This window comes from Streptomyces sp. NPDC048441, assembly GCF_043200235.1.
In the GTDB taxonomy this organism is placed as follows: domain Bacteria; phylum Actinomycetota; class Actinomycetes; order Streptomycetales; family Streptomycetaceae; genus Streptomyces.
This window is the reverse complement of sequence record NZ_JBICXM010000021.1, coordinates 39,057-55,013: the sequence shown is the minus strand read 5'-3', so window position 1 is coordinate 55,013 and position 15,957 is coordinate 39,057. Positions and strand designations below refer to the sequence as shown.

The following is a 15,957-nucleotide window of genomic DNA, read 5'->3' as shown; positions in this document are numbered from 1 at the left end:
CCGCTCACAGGCCGAAGCGACGCTGGAGGTCCCCCAGTTGTCCGGGAAGGCGTGGTTGCCCCGGCTGCTGTCCGTGTTGACCCGGCGTGCCCTGTCCGCCCGGCACTCCCGCCTGTTGTGGCACCGCGCCCGTCGCCTGCTCGGCCATGAGTGTCTCCGAGGACTGCAGAAGCACCGTGCCCGCCCCCACGAACTCGAACTGGTGCTCCTCACCTGAGGTTCCGCCGATGCCGGTCAGTGCGCGCACGCCTCCGATGACGGCCGTCAGGTATCCGTGGTCGTAGTGATGGCAGGGCGAAGGGCAGTCGGCCCAGCCCACCAGGGCCTGTGGATCCACCCGGATCGGCGGCTCCATGAAGACCACCTGGCCGTTCGAAGCGGCCACGAACTTTCCGGTTCCGATCAGGGTCAGAAAGCCCGGAACGATGGACTGCTTCAGCGCGAGAGTTGGCTGAAAAGCGAGGAGGTTGCCGGAGCGAATGGTCAGGTTGCCCTCTTCCAGATCGTACGAATTCACGTCGAAGGCCCGGTCGGCGAGGAGCATCTTGCCCTGGCCCTCCGCCACGACCCAGTCGCTCGCGTGCAGCGGCGAATGAAAACTCGTGCGGACCAGACGGTCCAGGCGGCCGTGTCCGATGCCGTTGAAGTCGATCGATCCGTAGTAGGCGATCATCTTCCCCTTCTGCAGGAACCACTGGCTCCCCTTGAGCTCCACGCAGAACGTGTACGCGTTCACGCTGTCGTCGCTCGGCAGTGTCATCGGGTCGAGGACCGCGGGCCCTCCCGCGGGCATGGATGGGTTCACAGCTTGTCCTCCGACGCTTGGACGTACACCGCACCGCTCCCTGACAGCTCCAGCTGGAAAGCCTCACCCGAGCCCCGCCCCACCATGTCGCGCCAGCCGAGCGCCGTGGAGAGCTTGTTCCGTACGTCGCCGTGGTGCGCCACATAGGCCTGCGGGTCCACATGGACCGGGCGCTGCGGGGTGATCGGCAGCTCGATGACGCCGCCGTGCGCCATGACGGCGACCGCGCCCTGTCCCTTGAGGGTGGTGGTGAAGAGGCCCTGCCCAGTGACCTGTCCGCGCACCATGCCCATGACGCCGCCCTGTGAGCCCAGGAACATCGTGCCCTGTTGCAGCGTCCCGTCGAAGGCGAGGAGCCGGTCCGCCTCCACATAGAGGGTGTCTCCGGAGAGGTTGATCACCTGGATGTGATGGCCGCCGTGCCCGAAGAGGACGGTGCCGCTGCCATCCACGCTCATCAGGGGGGTCGCCTCATTGGCGACCCTGCGCCCGATCATGGACATCACGCCGCCCTGGCCGCCCTGGATGTTGGGGGTGAACGAGACGTCCCCCTTGTAGGCGAGCATCGCGCCGCGCTGACTGAAGATCTTCGCGCCGGGCTGCACCAGGGCCTCGACCATCTTCGAGTTGATCTCCCGGAAGGGCATGTCAGACGTCCCCCGCGATCGTGTTGCGCTCGCTGGGCTGGACGTACACAAGGCCGTCGCCCTCGAAGCGGATCTGGAAGGCCTCGCCGCCGCCTTCGCCCATGAACGTACGGAAAGTGACCCCCGACTGGAGGTTCTGGCGGAGGTCCCCTTGATGCGCGATGTACGCCCCCGGGTCCACCGTCAGCGGATACTGCCGACTCACCCGCAGCACCACCGCCGGACCGTCGGACATGATCGCCGCCTGCCCCGAGCCCTCGACGGTCGTGGTGAAAAGCCCATTGCCCTGGGAGGCGCCGCGCACGCCGGTGAAGTGCATGCCCGTGCGCAGGCCCGCGTCGGTGCACAGGAGGTTGCCCGCCTCGACGAAAAGCTTGTCGCCGCGCAATTGCACCAGATTGATCTCTGTGGCGCGGTCGGCGAACCAGCAGGTGCCGTGCCCCTTCACCTCCATCACCGTCATCTGTTCGCCGGTGAGGCGGCGGGTCACCATGCCCCGTATGCCTTCGCCGCCGCCGGTCATCTTTTTGAAGGCCATCTGGCCGTCGTACGCGACCATCGAGCCGTTCTTCGCTTTGACGGCGTCGCCGGACATCTCCACGGCGAGCACCCTGCTGCCTTGCAGTCGGAACGTTGCCACGTATCGACGGTAGCCGTCAGATATGGGGTCGGAACAGGGCAACGGCCCCTGAGCGAACCCGGAGAACACCCCGATGTCACAATGGGGGTCGCTTGTGCGCGCATTCACAAGATCAATGCCGTCGAGCGGCCCCGCCCCTCGCCCCGCCCTCCCACCGAAGGTGATCCGTGGACATCAAGACCGCTTCCGCACTCCGCCGGCTCCGTCTGGTCTCGGCCCCCGAGGCCGTCTCCTTCCTGCTCCTGATCATCTGCTCGGTGCTCAAGCGGACCACGGACTTCAACGCCGTACCGGTGATGGGCATGGTCCACGGCGTGCTGTTCATCCTCTATGTGCTGTTCTGGCTCGACGCCTGGAACCGTACGAAGTGGAACGCGAAGACGGCCGCTCTCTACTTCGTCCTCTCCGTCCTGCCGACCGGCGGTTTCTTCGCCGAGCGCAAGCTGAAGCGTGAGGCTGAGGCCGCGGTGATCGCGTCGCGCGCCCGCCGCGAGGGAGTCGTGAGCGCATGATCGTCGCCTTCTCCGTGACCCCGCTGGGCGTAGGCGAGGACGTGGGCGAGTACGTCGCCGACGCGGTCCGCGTAGTCCGCGAATCGGGCCTGCCCAACAAGACCGACGCGATGTTCACGTCCATCGAGGGCGAGTGGGACGAGGTGATGGACGTGGTCAAGCGTGCCGTCGCGGCGGTAGAGGCCCGAGCGCCGCGCGTCTCCGTCGTCATCAAGGCGGACATCCGCCCCGGGGTGAAGGACGGAATGACATCAAAGATCGAGACGGTGGAACGACACCTCTCCGCATAGCCCCATCGCACGCGTCGAAGCCCCCGCCGACACAGGCGGGGGCTTTCTTCTTCCTCCAGACTTGAGCGAACGCTCAAAACAACCTAACCTCCCTCTTAAGCAGTCGCTCAAAAACGTACTGACATGGGGGTATGTCGTGAGCCTGTACGTCGAAGCACGCATAGAAGCCGACCTCGAAGAGCTCTGGGCCCGCACCCAGGACCCGTCCCGGCATCAGCGTTGGGACCTGCGCTTCACCGAGATCGACTATCTGCCGCAGGTGCCGGGCGAGCCGCAGCGCTTCCGGTACGGCACGCGCGTGCTGCCCTTCCTCACGATCGCGGGCACCGGCATCTCCGCAGGCGAGAAGCGCCGAGCCGACGGCACGCGGACATCGGCACTGCGCTTCGCTTCCCCACACCCGCTGTCGCTCCTCCAGGAGGGCTCGGGCTACTGGCGTTACGTCCCCACCCCGGACGGCGGCATCCGCTTCGTCACCGGCTACGACTACCGGCCGCGCTGGGGCCGCTTCGGCGCGCTGGCCGACCGGCTGCTCTTCCGCCCCCTGATGGGCTGGGCGACGGCCTGGTCCTTCGACCGCCTCCGGCTCTGGCTCGAACGGGGAATCACCCCCGAACGCCAGCTGCTGCACGGCCTGGCCGAGGTGGCCTTCCGCGTCGGCTGCGTGATCGCGGCGTTCCTCACCGCGCCGATGCTGACGCTGGCGGCGGTGGCACTCGCCTTCCTCCTGCCGCCCCTGCCGACGACGCCGGCGGCGCGCCGCTGCCTGCGAACGCCACCGGCACGCGCGCGTGCGCCGCGCCTGCTGACGACCCTCCAGGAGCAGTCATGAAGCCGTCGATCTTCCGCACGGTGATGGGCGCGGACTTCGACCGCCTGCACCCCCAGCTCCAACGGCGCTTCTCCGTAGGTCTCGGCAGCGGGGAGGCGTGCACGGGCAGGGGCGTCATGGACCGCATCTGGCACGGCAGGGGTTTCGTGAAGCCCTTCCTGTCCCTCGGTGGCACCCGCAACATCCTCGTCCCACGTGCCGGACGCGACGTCCCCTTCACCATCGAGAACGTGCCGTACGCCGACACGTTCGGCCGTGAGACGGTGAGCTTCGTGCGCACCTTCGACCTGCCCGGCCGCTCCCGCCGCTTCGACGCCCAGATGGTCCTCGGCCCTCAGGGGGACCGGATCCTCGACTACCTGGGCACCCACCAGCACCTGGCGAGCGACCTCCACCTCCAGGCCGAACCGGACGGCTCCCTGCTGATCCGCTCCGGGGAGCACCGGTTCCGGGAGGGCCCGGTGGATGTACGCGTCCCGGAACTGATCGGCGGTGACGCGGAGGTGCGGGAGTCGTACGACGACTCGACAGGCCGCTTCCGTATCCAAGTCCGGGTGGTGAACAGGCACTTCGGGCCGCTCTTCGGCTACGAGGGCACTTTCACCACCACATACGCGGACGTGCGCACCTGCGGCGTCAGGGCAGGGCTGCGCCCGCGGCGCGAGGAGGCACGCGCGTGAGCGCCGATACGAAGCAAAAGCTCCTCGAAGGGGCCCTGCGCACCCTCACGGAGCAGGGCATCGCCAAGACGTCCGCGCGGACGATCGCGGCTGCCGCCGGGGTCAACCAGGCGCTGGTCTTCTACCACTTCGGGTCGGTCGACGAGTTGCTGGCGGAGGCATGTCGCTACGGGTCGGAGCAGCGGGTGTCCCGCTACCGGGAGCGGCTCGACGCGGTCTCCTCGCTGGCCGAACTCCTGGAGTTCGGCCGCGAGATGCACGAGGAGGAGCGGGCGGCGGGGCATGTCGCCGTCCTCGGCCAGCTCCTGGCCGGAGCGCAGACGCAGCCCCGCCTCGCCCCCGCGACGGCTGCGGGCCTCGCCCTCTGGATCGAGGAGATCGAAAAGGTCCTGATCCGTGTCTTCTCATCGACACCGCTGGGCGAGTTCGCCGATCCGGCGGGGCTGGCCCGTGCGGTGGCGGCGTCCTTCGTAGGCATAGAACTGTACGAGGGGGTCGATGCCCCCGGTGCGAACAGGGCGCTGGACGCCCTGGAGCAACTGGCCGTCCTGGTAACGGTGGTGGAGGACCTGGGCCCCCTGGCCCAGCGGGCCATGCGCCACCGCCTACGGCGGGTCACGCGCCCCTGAGGTCCCTCTGCCGGGGGCCTCGCCCCCGGCAACCAGCCCTACCGAACAAGCCTTTCCCGCCCACCCGCCCGATTCCCCCGCAGCCTTGCCTGCACCGAACATGCTTTCCCGCCCACCCGCCCGATTGCCCCGCAGTGATTGAGGGGGGGGCGGGTGGGTCGTACGCCGGGTGGGTGGGTAGCGGGCAGTATGGCGTGGGCGGGTGGGGTGGTGAACTCGGCGGCAGAGTTGCGAACACGCCCCGGCCGTCCGGGCTTGGCCGCGATGCACCTGCTGTCGGCAGCGCTCGCGCGGGGTCGTGTCGGTATTTCCGCCCGGAGCACGGTTCCCAGAACTCCGGTGCCGCAGCACCCACGCGCCCAGACCGTGATGGCGAGGACGGACATACCGGCGCGGCCCCGCTGCCACCGACGAACCGATGCCGCGTCGCCAACCCCCACCCAACGAGCCACAGGCGCCGCAGGCCTCCCCACCCACGCACCCGCACAGGCCTCCCCACCCACGCACCCGCGCAGGCCTCCCCACCCACGCACCCGCGCAGGCCTCCCCACCCACGCAGCCGCAGAGGTCCCCCCCACCCACGCACCCGCACAGGCCCCCCCACCCCGCAACTCCAACCAAACCGCACACCCCAAAACCGCTCACACGGACGCACCCGGTTCGACACGCCGGGGAAACTCCACTTTTGTGTGGTTACCGGCTTGTTCGTCCCCGAACCTGTCGGACCACCAGAACCTGGAGGGCGCTGTGCGGCCGGAGGGCTACGACTACGAATCCCACAGCACACTCGCCGGACCGCTGACCGAGCCGGAACCGGGCTACCGAGTGCAGTACAACAAGCTCCTCGCCCAGGAGCCGCACCGAATAAGGGCCGTCATCCTCATGACGCTCGCGCCCGTCCTCACCGGCCTCCTCCTGGTCTACCTCGTCTGGCCGACCCACTGGACAAAGCGCGAGGGAGCCGACCGCTGGCTCATCGGCCTCGACATCACGATGCTCGTGGCCATCGGCCTGATCGAGCTCTTCATGCTCGTCAACGTCATCTCGATCGCCCACGCGACGATGGTGGCGAGGGACCCGATACCGGTCACCCCCGAGCCCGGCTCCCGCGTCGCGTTCCTCACGACGTACGTCCCCGGCAAGGAACCCCTCAGCATGGTCCGCGCCACTCTCGAAGGGGCCACGCGGATACACCACACGGGCCCCCTCGACGTCTGGCTCCTGGACGAGGGCGACGACGAAGGCGCGAAGGCACTCTGCACAGAGCTGGGCGTACGCCACTTCACCCGTAACGGCGTCCCCGAGTGGAACCGCGAGAAGGGTGTCCACAAGGCCCGCACCAAGCACGGCAACTACAACGCCTGGCTCGCGATGCACGGCAGCGACTACGACTTCTTCGCCTCCGTGGACACCGACCACGTTCCGCTCCCCAAGTTCCTCGAGCGGATGATGGGGTATTTCCGGGACGAAGACGTCGCCTTCGTCGTCGGGCCCCAGGTGTACGGCAACTACGACACCCCCGTCACCAAAGCCGCCGAGTCCCAGCAGTTCCTCTTCCACGCCCTGATCCAGCGCGCCGGCAACCGCTACCGCGCCCCCATGTTCGTAGGCACCAACAACGTCGTACGTATCTCCGCACTCCGCCAGATCGGCGGCCTGTACGACTCGATCACCGAGGACATGGCGACCGGCTTCGAGCTGCACCGCCACAAGAACCCCGTCACCCACCACCACTGGCGGTCCGTCTACACCCCGGACGTACTGGCCGTAGGCGAGGGCCCCGCCTCCTGGACGGACTTCTTCACCCAGCAGATGCGCTGGTCGCGCGGCACGTACGAGACGCTGTTCAAGCAGTACTGGAAGGCGCCGTTCACGATGCCGCCAGGACGGCTCTTCTCGTACACGATGATGCTCGTCTACTACCCGATGACGGCGGTCAACTGGCTGCTCGGCGTGCTGAGCTGTGTCCTCTTCCTCTGGTTCGGCGCGTCCGGCACCCAGGTCGCCGCGTCGGTCTGGCTGATGCTCTACAGCGACGCGGCAGCGCTCCAGATCTGCCTCTATCTCTGGAACCGCCGCCACAACGTCTCCCCGCACGAACCGGAGGGCTCCGGCGGCCTCGCGGGCATGGCGATGTCCGCGCTCTCGGCCCCCATCTACGCCAAGTCCCTCGGCGCCGCCGTCCTGCGCCGCCCGAGCCGCTTCGTGGTGACGCCCAAGGGCGGCGACGCGAGCCCGGACCGGGTCCTCACTTTCCGCATCCACCTCTTCTGGGCGGCGGTCCTCACCAGTTCATTCATCGCCTCGTTCGTGCTCGGCCACACCCACGTGGCGATGCGCACCTGGACCGTACTGGCGATGGTCATCTCGCTGGCCCCGATAGCGATCTGGGGCGGCACGCAGTTCAAGGAGCGCAAGGCCCGCAGGGCGACACGTCACACGGCGCGACACCTCGGCAGGGAAGACGCGGAAAGCATGGGCATCACAGGCGTCACAGCCGCAGGCGCCCACGGCGCCCACGGCGCGGACGGCGAGCCGGAGCCGGCGTTCGCCACCGGTACGACGACAGGAGGGAACTGACCCATGGCTCACCGGCCCTCGAAGCTGGCCTACCGGCCCTCGAAGCGCACCAGGAAGACGCTCCTCGGCGTCGGCGCGGGCGCACTGCTCGTAGGACTCAACGCACCGGCCGCACTCTCCTTCGCCGAGGAGAAGTACGAGGCCTACAAGATCGCCCAGCCCGGATACAAGGCGAAGTACGGCTCCTGGAAGCAGATCGGCATCCCCGAGGAGTTCCGCACCAATGCCATCCACGCCGCGCTCCTGCACACCGGCAAGGTCCTGATCGTCGCGGGCTCCGGCAACGAGCAGAAGAAGTTCGACGCGGGGTCGTTCGACACGATCCTCTGGGACCCGAAGACGGACACCTTCAAGAAGGTCAGGACCCCGGAGGACTTCTTCTGCTCGGGCCACGCCCAACTTCCCGACGGACGCCTCCTGGTGGCGGGCGGAACGGCGCGCTACGAACTCCTCGACGACGAGATCGACCGGGCCGGCGGCGGTATGCGCGTCAAGAACGAGAACCCCGACAAGGCCATCGTCCTTAAGAAGGGCACCCGTTTCCGCTCTCCTTCGGGCGTCGAGTACGTGAGCAAGTTCAAGGCCGAAGTCCCCAAGGCCAAGCGGGACTTCAAGATCACGTACTCCAAGTCCGGTGTGATGCAGCCCTGGAAGACGACCATCAAGCCGAGCGAGACGCGCGTCTTCGTGGAAGCCGCCCAGAAGGGCAAGCAGTTCGTCACGGAGAAGGCCGCGCAGTACGAGATCGAGGGCCTGACCGGCAAGGACGCGGACAACGCGTACGGGATCGCCGAGAAGATCACCTTGGACAAGCAGGACTTCCAGGGGATCAAGGCGGCCTACGAGTTCGACCCGAAGGCCGAGAAGTACATCCCGGTGGAGCCGATGGACAAGGCCCGCTGGTATCCCACGCTGGTCGGTCTCGACGATGGCAAGGTGCTCGCGGTCTCCGGCCTCGACGACGTAGGCATGATCGATCCGGGCGACAACGAGATCTACGACCCGAAGACGAAGAAGTGGACCGACGGTCCCCAGCGCTACTTCCCGACCTACCCCGCGCTCTTCCTCACCAAGGGCGGAAAGCTCTTCTACCCGGCGTCGAACGCGGGCTACGGCCCCGCCGACAAGGGCCGTGACCCCGGCCTGTGGGACCTGAAGACGAACAAGTTCAAGAAGATCCCCGGCCTCGTCGACCTCGACCAGACCGAGACGTCCGCCTCCGTCCTGCTGCCCCCGGCGCAGGACCAGAAGGTGATGATCCTGGGCGGCGGAGGCGTCGGCGAGTCCGACAAGGCGACCCGGCGCACGGCCGTGGTCGACCTCAAGGAGGACAACCCCTCCTTCCGGACCGGGCCCGAACTCCCGCAGGGGACACGCTATTTGAACAGCGTGCTGATGCCGGACGACTCGGTGTTCACGGCCAACGGCTCCAAGGACTACCGAGGCCGGGGCGCCAGCAACATCCACAAGGCGCAGTTCTACGACCCCAAGACGAACGCCTTCCGCGACGCAGCGTCTCCCAAGGTGGGCCGCAACTACCACTCCGAAGCGCTGCTCCTGCCCGACGGACGCGTCGTCACCTTCGGCTCGGACCCCCTCTTCGACAACCACGAGAACACCAAGCTCGGCCACTTCGAGCAGCGCATGGAGGTCTTCACACCGCCCACGCTGCACAAGGCGGGGGAGAACCGCCCGGTCATCGGCGACGGACCGGAGAAGCTGGCGGCGGACGGCCGCGCGACGTTCCGTACGGGTGACGCGTCGAAGATCGCGTCGGCCCGTCTGATGCGTCCGAGCGCGGTGACGCACACGACGGACGTCGAACAGCGGTCGATCGCGCTTGGCCTCACCAAGGGCAAGGGTTCGGTGACGGTCGACGTGCCCAAGGGCGACACCGCGCTGGTGCCGCCGGGCTGGTACATGCTGTTCGTGACGGACCAGGACGGCACGTCGTCAGAGGCGAAGTGGATCCACGTGGAGTAGCCGGATCCGCTTACGGCATTCGGCATTCGGCATTCGACCTGCGGTCAGGCGGCCTTGGCGTTGCGCGCGAGACCGAGTGCGTAGTCGGGCCACCAGCGACCCGCCGCCGGGCCGCCACGGCACGGTCCGTCCGAGTCGCCGGGCCGCTTGATCCACAGCGCGGCGTCAAGGAGAGGGTCACCCGTGTTGTCCGTGGGGCGCGTGCCGAGGCCGCGTCCCGGCGGATTGCACCAGGCGTCTTGACGGTCACCGGCGAGCGGGCCCTTCCCGTTGCGGCTGGTGTCCATCACGAAGTGCTTGCCGCCGACGATCCCCGACAGGCTGCGGCCGTACGCCTTGATCGTCTCGTCGCTCTGGAAGTTGGAGACATTCAGAGAGAAGCCGTCGGCCCGGTCGATCCCCGCCTGCTCCAGTGGCTCGGCGAGCTTGTCCGCCTGGGTGATCCAGCCCGGGTTGCCCGCGTCCAGATAGACCTTCACGCGGGGCTGCCGCTTGAGCCGCTCGATCGCTTCGGAGAGCAACGAGAAGCGCTCGGCGTGGTACTGGGCGGGGGTGCAGCCGTCCGCGATGTGCGGGATCGCGTCCGGCTCCAGGATGACGAGGGCCGGTCTTTCGCCGATGGTGCCCGCGAACTTGTCGATCCACTGCCGGTAGAAGTCCGCGCTGTGCGCGCCGCCCGCCGAGTGCTGGCCGCAGTCGCGGTGGGGGATGTTGTACGCGACGAGCACGGCGGTGCGCCCGCTCTGTGCGGCGCCCTCGGTCGCGGCCTTGATGTCCGGCGCCGGATCGTCCCCGGCGGGCCACACGGCCATGGGCTGCTCGGAGATCCGCTTGAGGGCGTCGGCGTCCCGGGTGCGGCCTTCCTGCTCCCACTGCTTGACCTGCCGGGCGGCGGCGCTCTCCGGGTCGACCCAGAAGGCGCTCTGCTGGGCCTTCTTGGCGCCATCGGGCGAGGCACCGGACTCGACGGCGGCGTTCTCCTTGTTCCCCTTGCCCTTGCCGCCGGAGCCGGACGAGCAGCCTGCCGTGAGCCCGAAGGCCGCGAGGGCCGTGAGTGCCGTGAACGTACGGAGCAGGCGGTGCATCCAGCCCCCTTGGGCGACGATGGGCGGCAATCGTTACATAACGCGCGAATCACGTACGGTTACGACACCGGGCCGGCGATCACGACACTGGACCGGACCCGTCAGATACCGCCGCCACTGGCCAGCGCGATCCCGAGCGGGGTGCGTTCGTACAGCACCTGATGCCCGTACCGCCGCGAGACCAGAAGACCCGCGCCCCGCAGCGCGCTCAGATGCGCGGAGACGGACGACGGGGCGAGCTCCAGGCGATGCGCGAGGGCCGATGTGGTGGCCGGGTCGGTGAGCGTGGCAAGGACGGTCGCCCTGCCCCGCCCCAGGAGCCGTACGAGCGCCTCGGAGGTGCGTTCGCTCGGCTCGGTCCAGAGTCCGGCAAGGCCACGGGCCGGATAGACCAGGGTCGGCTGCCACGGCGGGTCGTGGCCGCCCACCACGTCGGGCCAGGCGAAGACGCTGGGCATCAGGACGAGGCCCTGCCCGGCCAGATCCCGCGCATGGTCGGCCGCCCGCGCGACGGTCAGCGTCCCCGCGTCCCAGGCGAACCTCGGGTCGAGCTCGGCGACCAGCGCGCCGAGGCCGACCTCCGCGAGCCGCCGTGAGTGGAAGGCGACGTCCGCCTCCAGGAGCGCGCGGAGCCGGGGCCAGTCCGGCTCGACGAGGGTGTGCCAGGCGGCTTCCATGGCATCGGCGAGCTCCCGCACGGCGCGCTCCGGATCGGCGAGCAGCGCGCGCCCCTGCGGCGACTCGGCGGCTCCCGAGGTGCAGGCAAGCGCTCGCGTCAGCTCGCCCCGCGCGGCTTCGGGGTCGGCGGCGCGCACGGCCGCGATCTCCTCCTCGAAGGTGGCGGCGGGGCCGATGGGGGGAGGACCGATGAAGTCGGGGCTGTAGCCGCGCTGCGGCATGAGGAGCCACAGCGCCCCGAGTTCGAGCCCGGCGCTCGCCCCGCGTATCCGCCGCAGCCACTGCGGGTGGTAGCCGTGCCGGTCGGGCCGCTTCAGGGTGCGCACGGCTTCCTGCGTCTCCCACAGCGGCGAGACGGCGAACCGGCACCGCAAGAGATCGTCGGGCCCGAAACGCAACCGGTTCGACACGGACTCACCCCCCTCGATTCGCCTGGAGCCGAAACTCTAGGGCGACGGGCACGCGCGCGTGCACGGTGCGGACATGTCTGACGAGCCCATCTCCGAAGCGTGCGCCCCCGAATCGACTGGCTACCTCCGCCTCTTCAAGATCCGCGAGTTCCGTGCCGTCTTCCTCGCGTACGCCTTCTCCCTGCTCGGCATCGTCGTCAGCGAGGTCGCGCTCACCGTGCTCGTGTACGGGCTTACCGGGTCGCCGCTGCTCAGCGCCCTCACCTTCGCCCTGGGGATGCTGCCCTACCTCGTGGGCGGGGCCCTGCTGTCCGGCATCGCCGACCGCTACCCGCCCCGGCGCGTACTCGTCGCCTGCGATGTCCTGTGCGCCGGGTGCGCGGCACTCATGGCGCTGCCCGCCACGCCCGTCTTCGGGCTGCTCGCGCTGCGGTGCGCCATCGCTGTCGTGTCGCCCGTGTTCAACGGGACGCGGATGGCGACCCTCACCGACATCCTCGGGGACGGCGACCTGTTCGTCCTCGGGCGGTCCCTGCTCCGGATCGTCTCGCAGAGCTCCGTACTCGTCGGGTTCGGGCTCGGCGGCGTACTGCTCACCGTCGTCCCGCCGCGCGGGGCGCTGCTCATCACCATGTGTACGTTCGTCGCGTCGGCGCTGCTGCTGCGGTACGGGACGAAACGCCGCCCCGCGCGCGGGAGCGACGGTTCCGCGCTCATGAAGTACTCCCTCAGCGGCGCACGGCAGGTCCTCGGCGACCGCAGGATCAGAGCGCTGCTGCTGCTTCTCTGGGCACCCCCGATGTTCATGGTCGCCCCGGAGGCGCTCGCCGCCCCCTATGCCGACGAGATCGGCGTCGGCGTCGCGGGCGTAGGCCTTCTGATGTGCGCGCTGCCGGTCGGCACGATCGCGGGGGAGCTGTACGCCGGGTCCGCGCTCAGTGCCACCACCCGGGCCCGCATCGTCCTGCCGCTCGCCTCGCTCACACTCCTGCCGCTCACCGTGTACGCCGTCACCCCGGGCCTCCTCCCCGCGATGCTCGCCCTCGCGCTCGCCGGTGCCGGATCCGCGTACACCCTGGGCCTCGACCGGTGGTTCGTCGACGCCGTGCCGGAAGCGCTGCGCGGGCGGGCGATGACCGTGCACACGGCGGGGCTCATGACGATCCAGGGGGTCGGGATGGCCCTTGCCGGACTCGCGGCGGAGTTCTTCGCGGTGAGCACCGTCGTCACGGCGGCGGGCGTGCTCGGCACGGTCTGCTGCGCGGCCCTGGCGGCAGAGGTCCGCGCCACCCGCCGGCACCGCACGACCGGCGGTGAACCCGTCGGCGTACGGGAACGGGCGACCGAATTGCGAGACGGGGCTGACCACCATGTGACCGGCGGGTAAGGTCTTTGGCGTGCCGAAGCCGCTCAGCCTCCCCTTCGATCCCATCGCCCGCGCCGACGAACTCTGGAAGCAGCGCTGGGGATCCGTACCGGCCATGGGCGCGATCACCTCGATCATGCGGGCGCACCAGATCCTGCTCGCCGAGGTCGACGCGGTCGTCAAGCCGTACGGACTGACCTTCGCGCGTTACGAGGCGCTTGTCCTCCTCACGTTCTCGCAGGCGGGCGAGTTGCCGATGTCCAAGATCGGCGAGCGGTTGATGGTCCACCCCACGTCCGTCACCAACACCGTCGACCGCCTGGTCAGGTCCGGCCTCGTCGACAAGCGCCCCAACCCGAACGACGGGCGCGGCACCCTCGCCTCCATCACGGAGAAGGGCCGCGAGGTCGTGGAGGCGGCCACCCGCGAGCTGATGGCCATGGACTTCGGACTCGGGGTGTACGACGCCGAGGAGTGCGCGGAGATCTTCGCGATGCTGCGGCCGTTGCGGGTGGCGGCGGAGGATTTCGACGAGCAGTAGAACCTCGAGTTCCGGTCGGCCGGGGCCGCCGGAAGATCGCGCAAATCAGGCCGATACGCTCGTAGGCATGAAGCGAAGCGTGCTGACCCGATACCGGGTGATGGCCTATGTCACCGCCGTCATGTTGCTCGTGCTGTGCACCTGCATGATTTTCAAGTACGGCTTCGACAAGGGCGAGGGCCTGACGCTGGTCGTCTCCCAGATCCACGGCGTCCTCTACATCATCTACCTGATCTTCGCCTTCGACCTGGGCTCCAAGGCGAAGTGGCCGTTCGGGAAGCTCTTGTGGGTGCTCGTCTCCGGCACCATCCCGACAGCCGCCTTCTTTGTCGAGCGCAAGGTCGTGCGTGAGGTCGAGCCGCTGATCACCGACGGCTCCCCGGTCACCGCGAAGGCGTAACCGCCGCCTCGAAATGCCGCCACGGACACGTCCGTGGCGGTCGGCCTCGACATTTACTAGGACGTCCTAGTAAATTCAAAGGTATGGACGCTGACGCCATCGAGGAGGGCCGCCGTCGCTGGCAGGCCCGGTACGACACCGCGAAGAAGCGCGACGCGGATTTCACCACGCTCTCCGGCGACCCGGTCGAGCCCGTCTACGGGCCGCGGCCCGGGGACGCCTATGAGGGGTTCGAGCGGATCGGATGGCCCGGCGAATACCCCTTCACCCGCGGACTCCACCCCACCGGCTACCGCGGCCGCACCTGGACCATCCGCCAGTTCGCCGGCTTCGGCAACGCCGAGCAGACGAACGAGCGCTACAAGATGATCCTGGCCGCCGGCGGCGGCGGCCTCTCCGTGGCCTTCGACATGCCGACCCTGATGGGACGGGACTCCGACGAGCCCCAAGCCCTCGGTGAGGTCGGACACTGCGGGGTCGCCATCGACTCGGCCGCCGACATGGAGGTCCTCTTCAAGGACATCCCGCTCGGTGACGTCACGACGTCGATGACGATCTCCGGACCCGCCGTCCCCGTCTTCTGTATGTATCTCGTCGCCGCCGAGCGGCAGGGCGTCGACCCGGCCGTCCTGAACGGCACGCTCCAGACGGACATCTTCAAGGAGTACATCGCGCAGAAGGAGTGGCTCTTCCAGCCCGAGCCGCATCTGCGCCTGATCGGCGACCTGATGGAGCACTGCGCGCGCGACATCCCCGCGTACAAGCCCCTGTCGGTCTCCGGCTATCACATCCGCGAGGCGGGCGCGACGGCCGCGCAGGAGCTGGCGTACACCCTCGCGGACGGCTTCGGTTACGTGGAGCTCGGCCTCTCGCGCGGCATGGACGTGGACGTCTTCGCGCCCGGCCTCAGCTTCTTCTTCGACGCGCACCTGGACTTCTTCGAGGAGATCGCCAAGTTCCGTGCCGCGCGCCGCATCTGGGCCCGCTGGATGCGTGACGTGTACGGCGCGCAGACCGACAAGGCCCAGTGGCTGCGCTTCCACACGCAGACGGCGGGCGTCTCGCTCACCGCCCAGCAGCCCTACAACAACGTCGTACGCACCGCTGTCGAGGCGCTCTCCGCGGTCCTCGGCGGCACGAACTCCCTGCACACGAACGCCCTCGACGAGACCCTCGCGCTGCCCAGCGAGCAGGCCGCCGAGATCGCGCTGCGCACGCAGCAGGTGCTCATGGAGGAGACCGGCGTCGCCAATGTGGCGGACCCGCTGGGCGGCTCCTGGTACGTCGAGCAGCTCACCGACCGCATCGAGGCCGAGGCCGAGAAGATCTTCGATCAGATCAAGGAGCGGGGGCGCAGGGCGCATCCGCGCGGGGAGCACCCGATCGGCCCGATCACGTCCGGGATCCTCAGGGGGATCGAGGACGGCTGGTTCACCGGCGAGATCGCCGAGTCGGCGTTCCAGTACCAGCAGTCCCTGGAGAAGGGCGACAAGCGGGTCGTGGGCGTCAACGTCCACCATGGTTCCGTCACCGGTGACCTGGAGATCCTGCGGGTCTCTCACGAGGTGGAGCGGGAGCAGGTCAAGGTCCTCGGCGCGCGCAAGGTGGCGCGGGACGATGCGCGGGTGCGGGCCTCGCTCGACGCCATGCTTGTCGCTGCCCGCGACGGGTCCAACATGATCGCCCCCATGCTGGAGGCGGTCCGCGGGGAGGCGACCCTCGGGGAGATCTGCAATGCCCTGCGGGGCGAGTGGGGGATCTACACCGAGCCGCCGGGGTTCTAGTTCCGGGTCTTTGGGTGTGTGGGGAGCTGCGGGCCGTCGTGGCTGGTCGCGCAGTTCCCCGCGCCCCTTCAGGGCCCTCTTGGAGCCCGGCGGAA

The 15,957-nt window shown here is 68.8% G+C and carries 16 protein-coding genes; 11 read left to right on the top strand and 5 right to left on the bottom strand.

The window, feature by feature from the left end:
• Positions 1 to 4: 4 nt before the first annotated feature.
• Genes ACGFSB_RS35525 through ACGFSB_RS35515 form a run of 3 tightly spaced genes read right to left on the bottom strand, consistent with a single transcriptional unit; the run spans position 5 to position 2,092 of the window.
• Positions 5 to 793 (bottom strand): AIM24 family protein, encoded by a 789-nt coding sequence (locus ACGFSB_RS35525; protein WP_393408318.1) that lies wholly within the window; start codon positions 791 to 793, stop codon positions 5 to 7.
• Positions 794 to 801: 8 nt separating this feature from the next.
• Entirely contained in the window at positions 802 to 1,452 is a 651-nt protein-coding gene (locus tag ACGFSB_RS35520; RefSeq protein WP_393408167.1) for an AIM24 family protein, read from the bottom strand.
• A gap of 1 nt (position 1,453) precedes the next feature.
• Complete coding sequence (locus tag ACGFSB_RS35515; protein ID WP_393408165.1) at positions 1,454 to 2,092, bottom strand: AIM24 family protein; 639 nt, start codon at positions 2,090 to 2,092, stop codon at positions 1,454 to 1,456.
• Positions 2,093 to 2,259: 167 nt separating this feature from the next.
• On the opposite strand from ACGFSB_RS35515, the gene ACGFSB_RS35510 reads away from it, so the two are divergent.
• From ACGFSB_RS35510 to ACGFSB_RS35480, 7 genes are all read left to right on the top strand, one after another.
• Entirely contained in the window at positions 2,260 to 2,604 is a 345-nt protein-coding gene (locus ACGFSB_RS35510; RefSeq protein ID WP_393408162.1) for a DUF3817 domain-containing protein, read from the top strand.
• Complete coding sequence (locus tag ACGFSB_RS35505; RefSeq protein ID WP_393408160.1) at positions 2,601 to 2,894, top strand: MTH1187 family thiamine-binding protein; 294 nt, start codon at positions 2,601 to 2,603, stop codon at positions 2,892 to 2,894. The genes ACGFSB_RS35510 and ACGFSB_RS35505 overlap by 4 nt, the downstream gene beginning before the upstream one ends.
• A gap of 136 nt (positions 2,895 to 3,030) precedes the next feature.
• Positions 3,031 to 3,726, top strand: a complete 696-nt coding sequence (locus ACGFSB_RS35500) for a hypothetical protein (RefSeq protein WP_393408158.1) — start codon at positions 3,031 to 3,033, stop codon at positions 3,724 to 3,726.
• Positions 3,723 to 4,406 (top strand): DUF4166 domain-containing protein, encoded by a 684-nt coding sequence (locus ACGFSB_RS35495; RefSeq protein ID WP_393408155.1) that lies wholly within the window; start codon positions 3,723 to 3,725, stop codon positions 4,404 to 4,406. The genes ACGFSB_RS35500 and ACGFSB_RS35495 overlap by 4 nt, the downstream gene beginning before the upstream one ends.
• Positions 4,403 to 5,035: a TetR/AcrR family transcriptional regulator gene (locus ACGFSB_RS35490; RefSeq protein WP_393408153.1), complete on the top strand. Its 633-nt coding sequence runs from the start codon at positions 4,403 to 4,405 to the stop codon at positions 5,033 to 5,035. Before ACGFSB_RS35495 ends, ACGFSB_RS35490 begins: the two co-directional genes overlap by 4 nt.
• Positions 5,036 to 5,782: 747 nt before the next feature.
• The gene (locus ACGFSB_RS35485; RefSeq protein WP_393408150.1) at positions 5,783 to 7,615 is read left to right on the top strand and encodes a glycosyltransferase family 2 protein; all 1,833 of its coding nucleotides are present in this window, start codon (positions 5,783 to 5,785) and stop codon (positions 7,613 to 7,615) included.
• A gap of 24 nt (positions 7,616 to 7,639) precedes the next feature.
• On the top strand, positions 7,640 to 9,598 hold the full coding sequence (locus tag ACGFSB_RS35480; protein WP_393408315.1) for a galactose oxidase-like domain-containing protein: 1,959 nt from the start codon (positions 7,640 to 7,642) through the stop codon (positions 9,596 to 9,598).
• Between the two features lie 44 nt (positions 9,599 to 9,642).
• Here the strand turns inward: ACGFSB_RS35480 and ACGFSB_RS35475 are convergent, their stop codons facing one another.
• A complete protein-coding gene (locus ACGFSB_RS35475; protein WP_393408147.1) occupies positions 9,643 to 10,683 on the bottom strand; it encodes a glycoside hydrolase family 6 protein in 1,041 nt (346 codons plus the stop codon).
• Between the two features lie 101 nt (positions 10,684 to 10,784).
• The gene (locus tag ACGFSB_RS35470) at positions 10,785 to 11,771 is read right to left on the bottom strand and encodes a DUF5937 family protein (RefSeq protein WP_393408144.1); all 987 of its coding nucleotides are present in this window, start codon (positions 11,769 to 11,771) and stop codon (positions 10,785 to 10,787) included.
• 73 nt (positions 11,772 to 11,844) lie between these two features.
• Here ACGFSB_RS35470 and ACGFSB_RS35465 point away from each other — a divergent pair, with 73 nt between their 5' ends.
• The 4 genes from ACGFSB_RS35465 (at position 11,845) to ACGFSB_RS35450 (ending at position 15,862) form a co-directional block, all read left to right on the top strand.
• Complete coding sequence (locus ACGFSB_RS35465) at positions 11,845 to 13,158, top strand: MFS transporter (RefSeq protein WP_393408142.1); 1,314 nt, start codon at positions 11,845 to 11,847, stop codon at positions 13,156 to 13,158.
• 10 nt (positions 13,159 to 13,168) lie between these two features.
• Positions 13,169 to 13,678, top strand: a complete 510-nt coding sequence (locus ACGFSB_RS35460) for a MarR family winged helix-turn-helix transcriptional regulator (protein ID WP_393408140.1) — start codon at positions 13,169 to 13,171, stop codon at positions 13,676 to 13,678.
• Between the two features lie 67 nt (positions 13,679 to 13,745).
• On the top strand, positions 13,746 to 14,078 hold the full coding sequence (locus tag ACGFSB_RS35455) for a DUF3817 domain-containing protein (protein WP_393408138.1): 333 nt from the start codon (positions 13,746 to 13,748) through the stop codon (positions 14,076 to 14,078).
• A gap of 83 nt (positions 14,079 to 14,161) precedes the next feature.
• The gene (locus ACGFSB_RS35450; RefSeq protein WP_393408136.1) at positions 14,162 to 15,862 is read left to right on the top strand and encodes a methylmalonyl-CoA mutase; all 1,701 of its coding nucleotides are present in this window, start codon (positions 14,162 to 14,164) and stop codon (positions 15,860 to 15,862) included.
• Positions 15,863 to 15,957 lie beyond the last annotated feature (95 nt).

What these genes read in the sequence shown, in the direction of transcription:
- ACGFSB_RS35450 (WP_393408136.1), top strand. Translation starts at nt 14,162, where the DNA reads ATGGACGCTGACGCCATCGAGGAGGGCCGCCGTCGCTGGCAGGCCCGG.
- ACGFSB_RS35465 (WP_393408142.1), top strand. Translation starts at nt 11,845, where the DNA reads ATGTCTGACGAGCCCATCTCCGAAGCGTGCGCCCCCGAATCGACTGGC.
- ACGFSB_RS35525 (WP_393408318.1), bottom strand. Translation starts at nt 793, where the DNA reads ATGCCCGCGGGAGGGCCCGCGGTCCTCGACCCGATGACACTGCCGAGC.
- ACGFSB_RS35495 (WP_393408155.1), top strand. Translation starts at nt 3,723, where the DNA reads ATGAAGCCGTCGATCTTCCGCACGGTGATGGGCGCGGACTTCGACCGC.
- ACGFSB_RS35520 (WP_393408167.1), bottom strand. Translation starts at nt 1,452, where the DNA reads ATGCCCTTCCGGGAGATCAACTCGAAGATGGTCGAGGCCCTGGTGCAG.
- ACGFSB_RS35455 (WP_393408138.1), top strand. Translation starts at nt 13,746, where the DNA reads ATGAAGCGAAGCGTGCTGACCCGATACCGGGTGATGGCCTATGTCACC.
- ACGFSB_RS35475 (WP_393408147.1), bottom strand. Translation starts at nt 10,683, where the DNA reads ATGCACCGCCTGCTCCGTACGTTCACGGCACTCACGGCCCTCGCGGCC.
- ACGFSB_RS35505 (WP_393408160.1), top strand. Translation starts at nt 2,601, where the DNA reads ATGATCGTCGCCTTCTCCGTGACCCCGCTGGGCGTAGGCGAGGACGTG.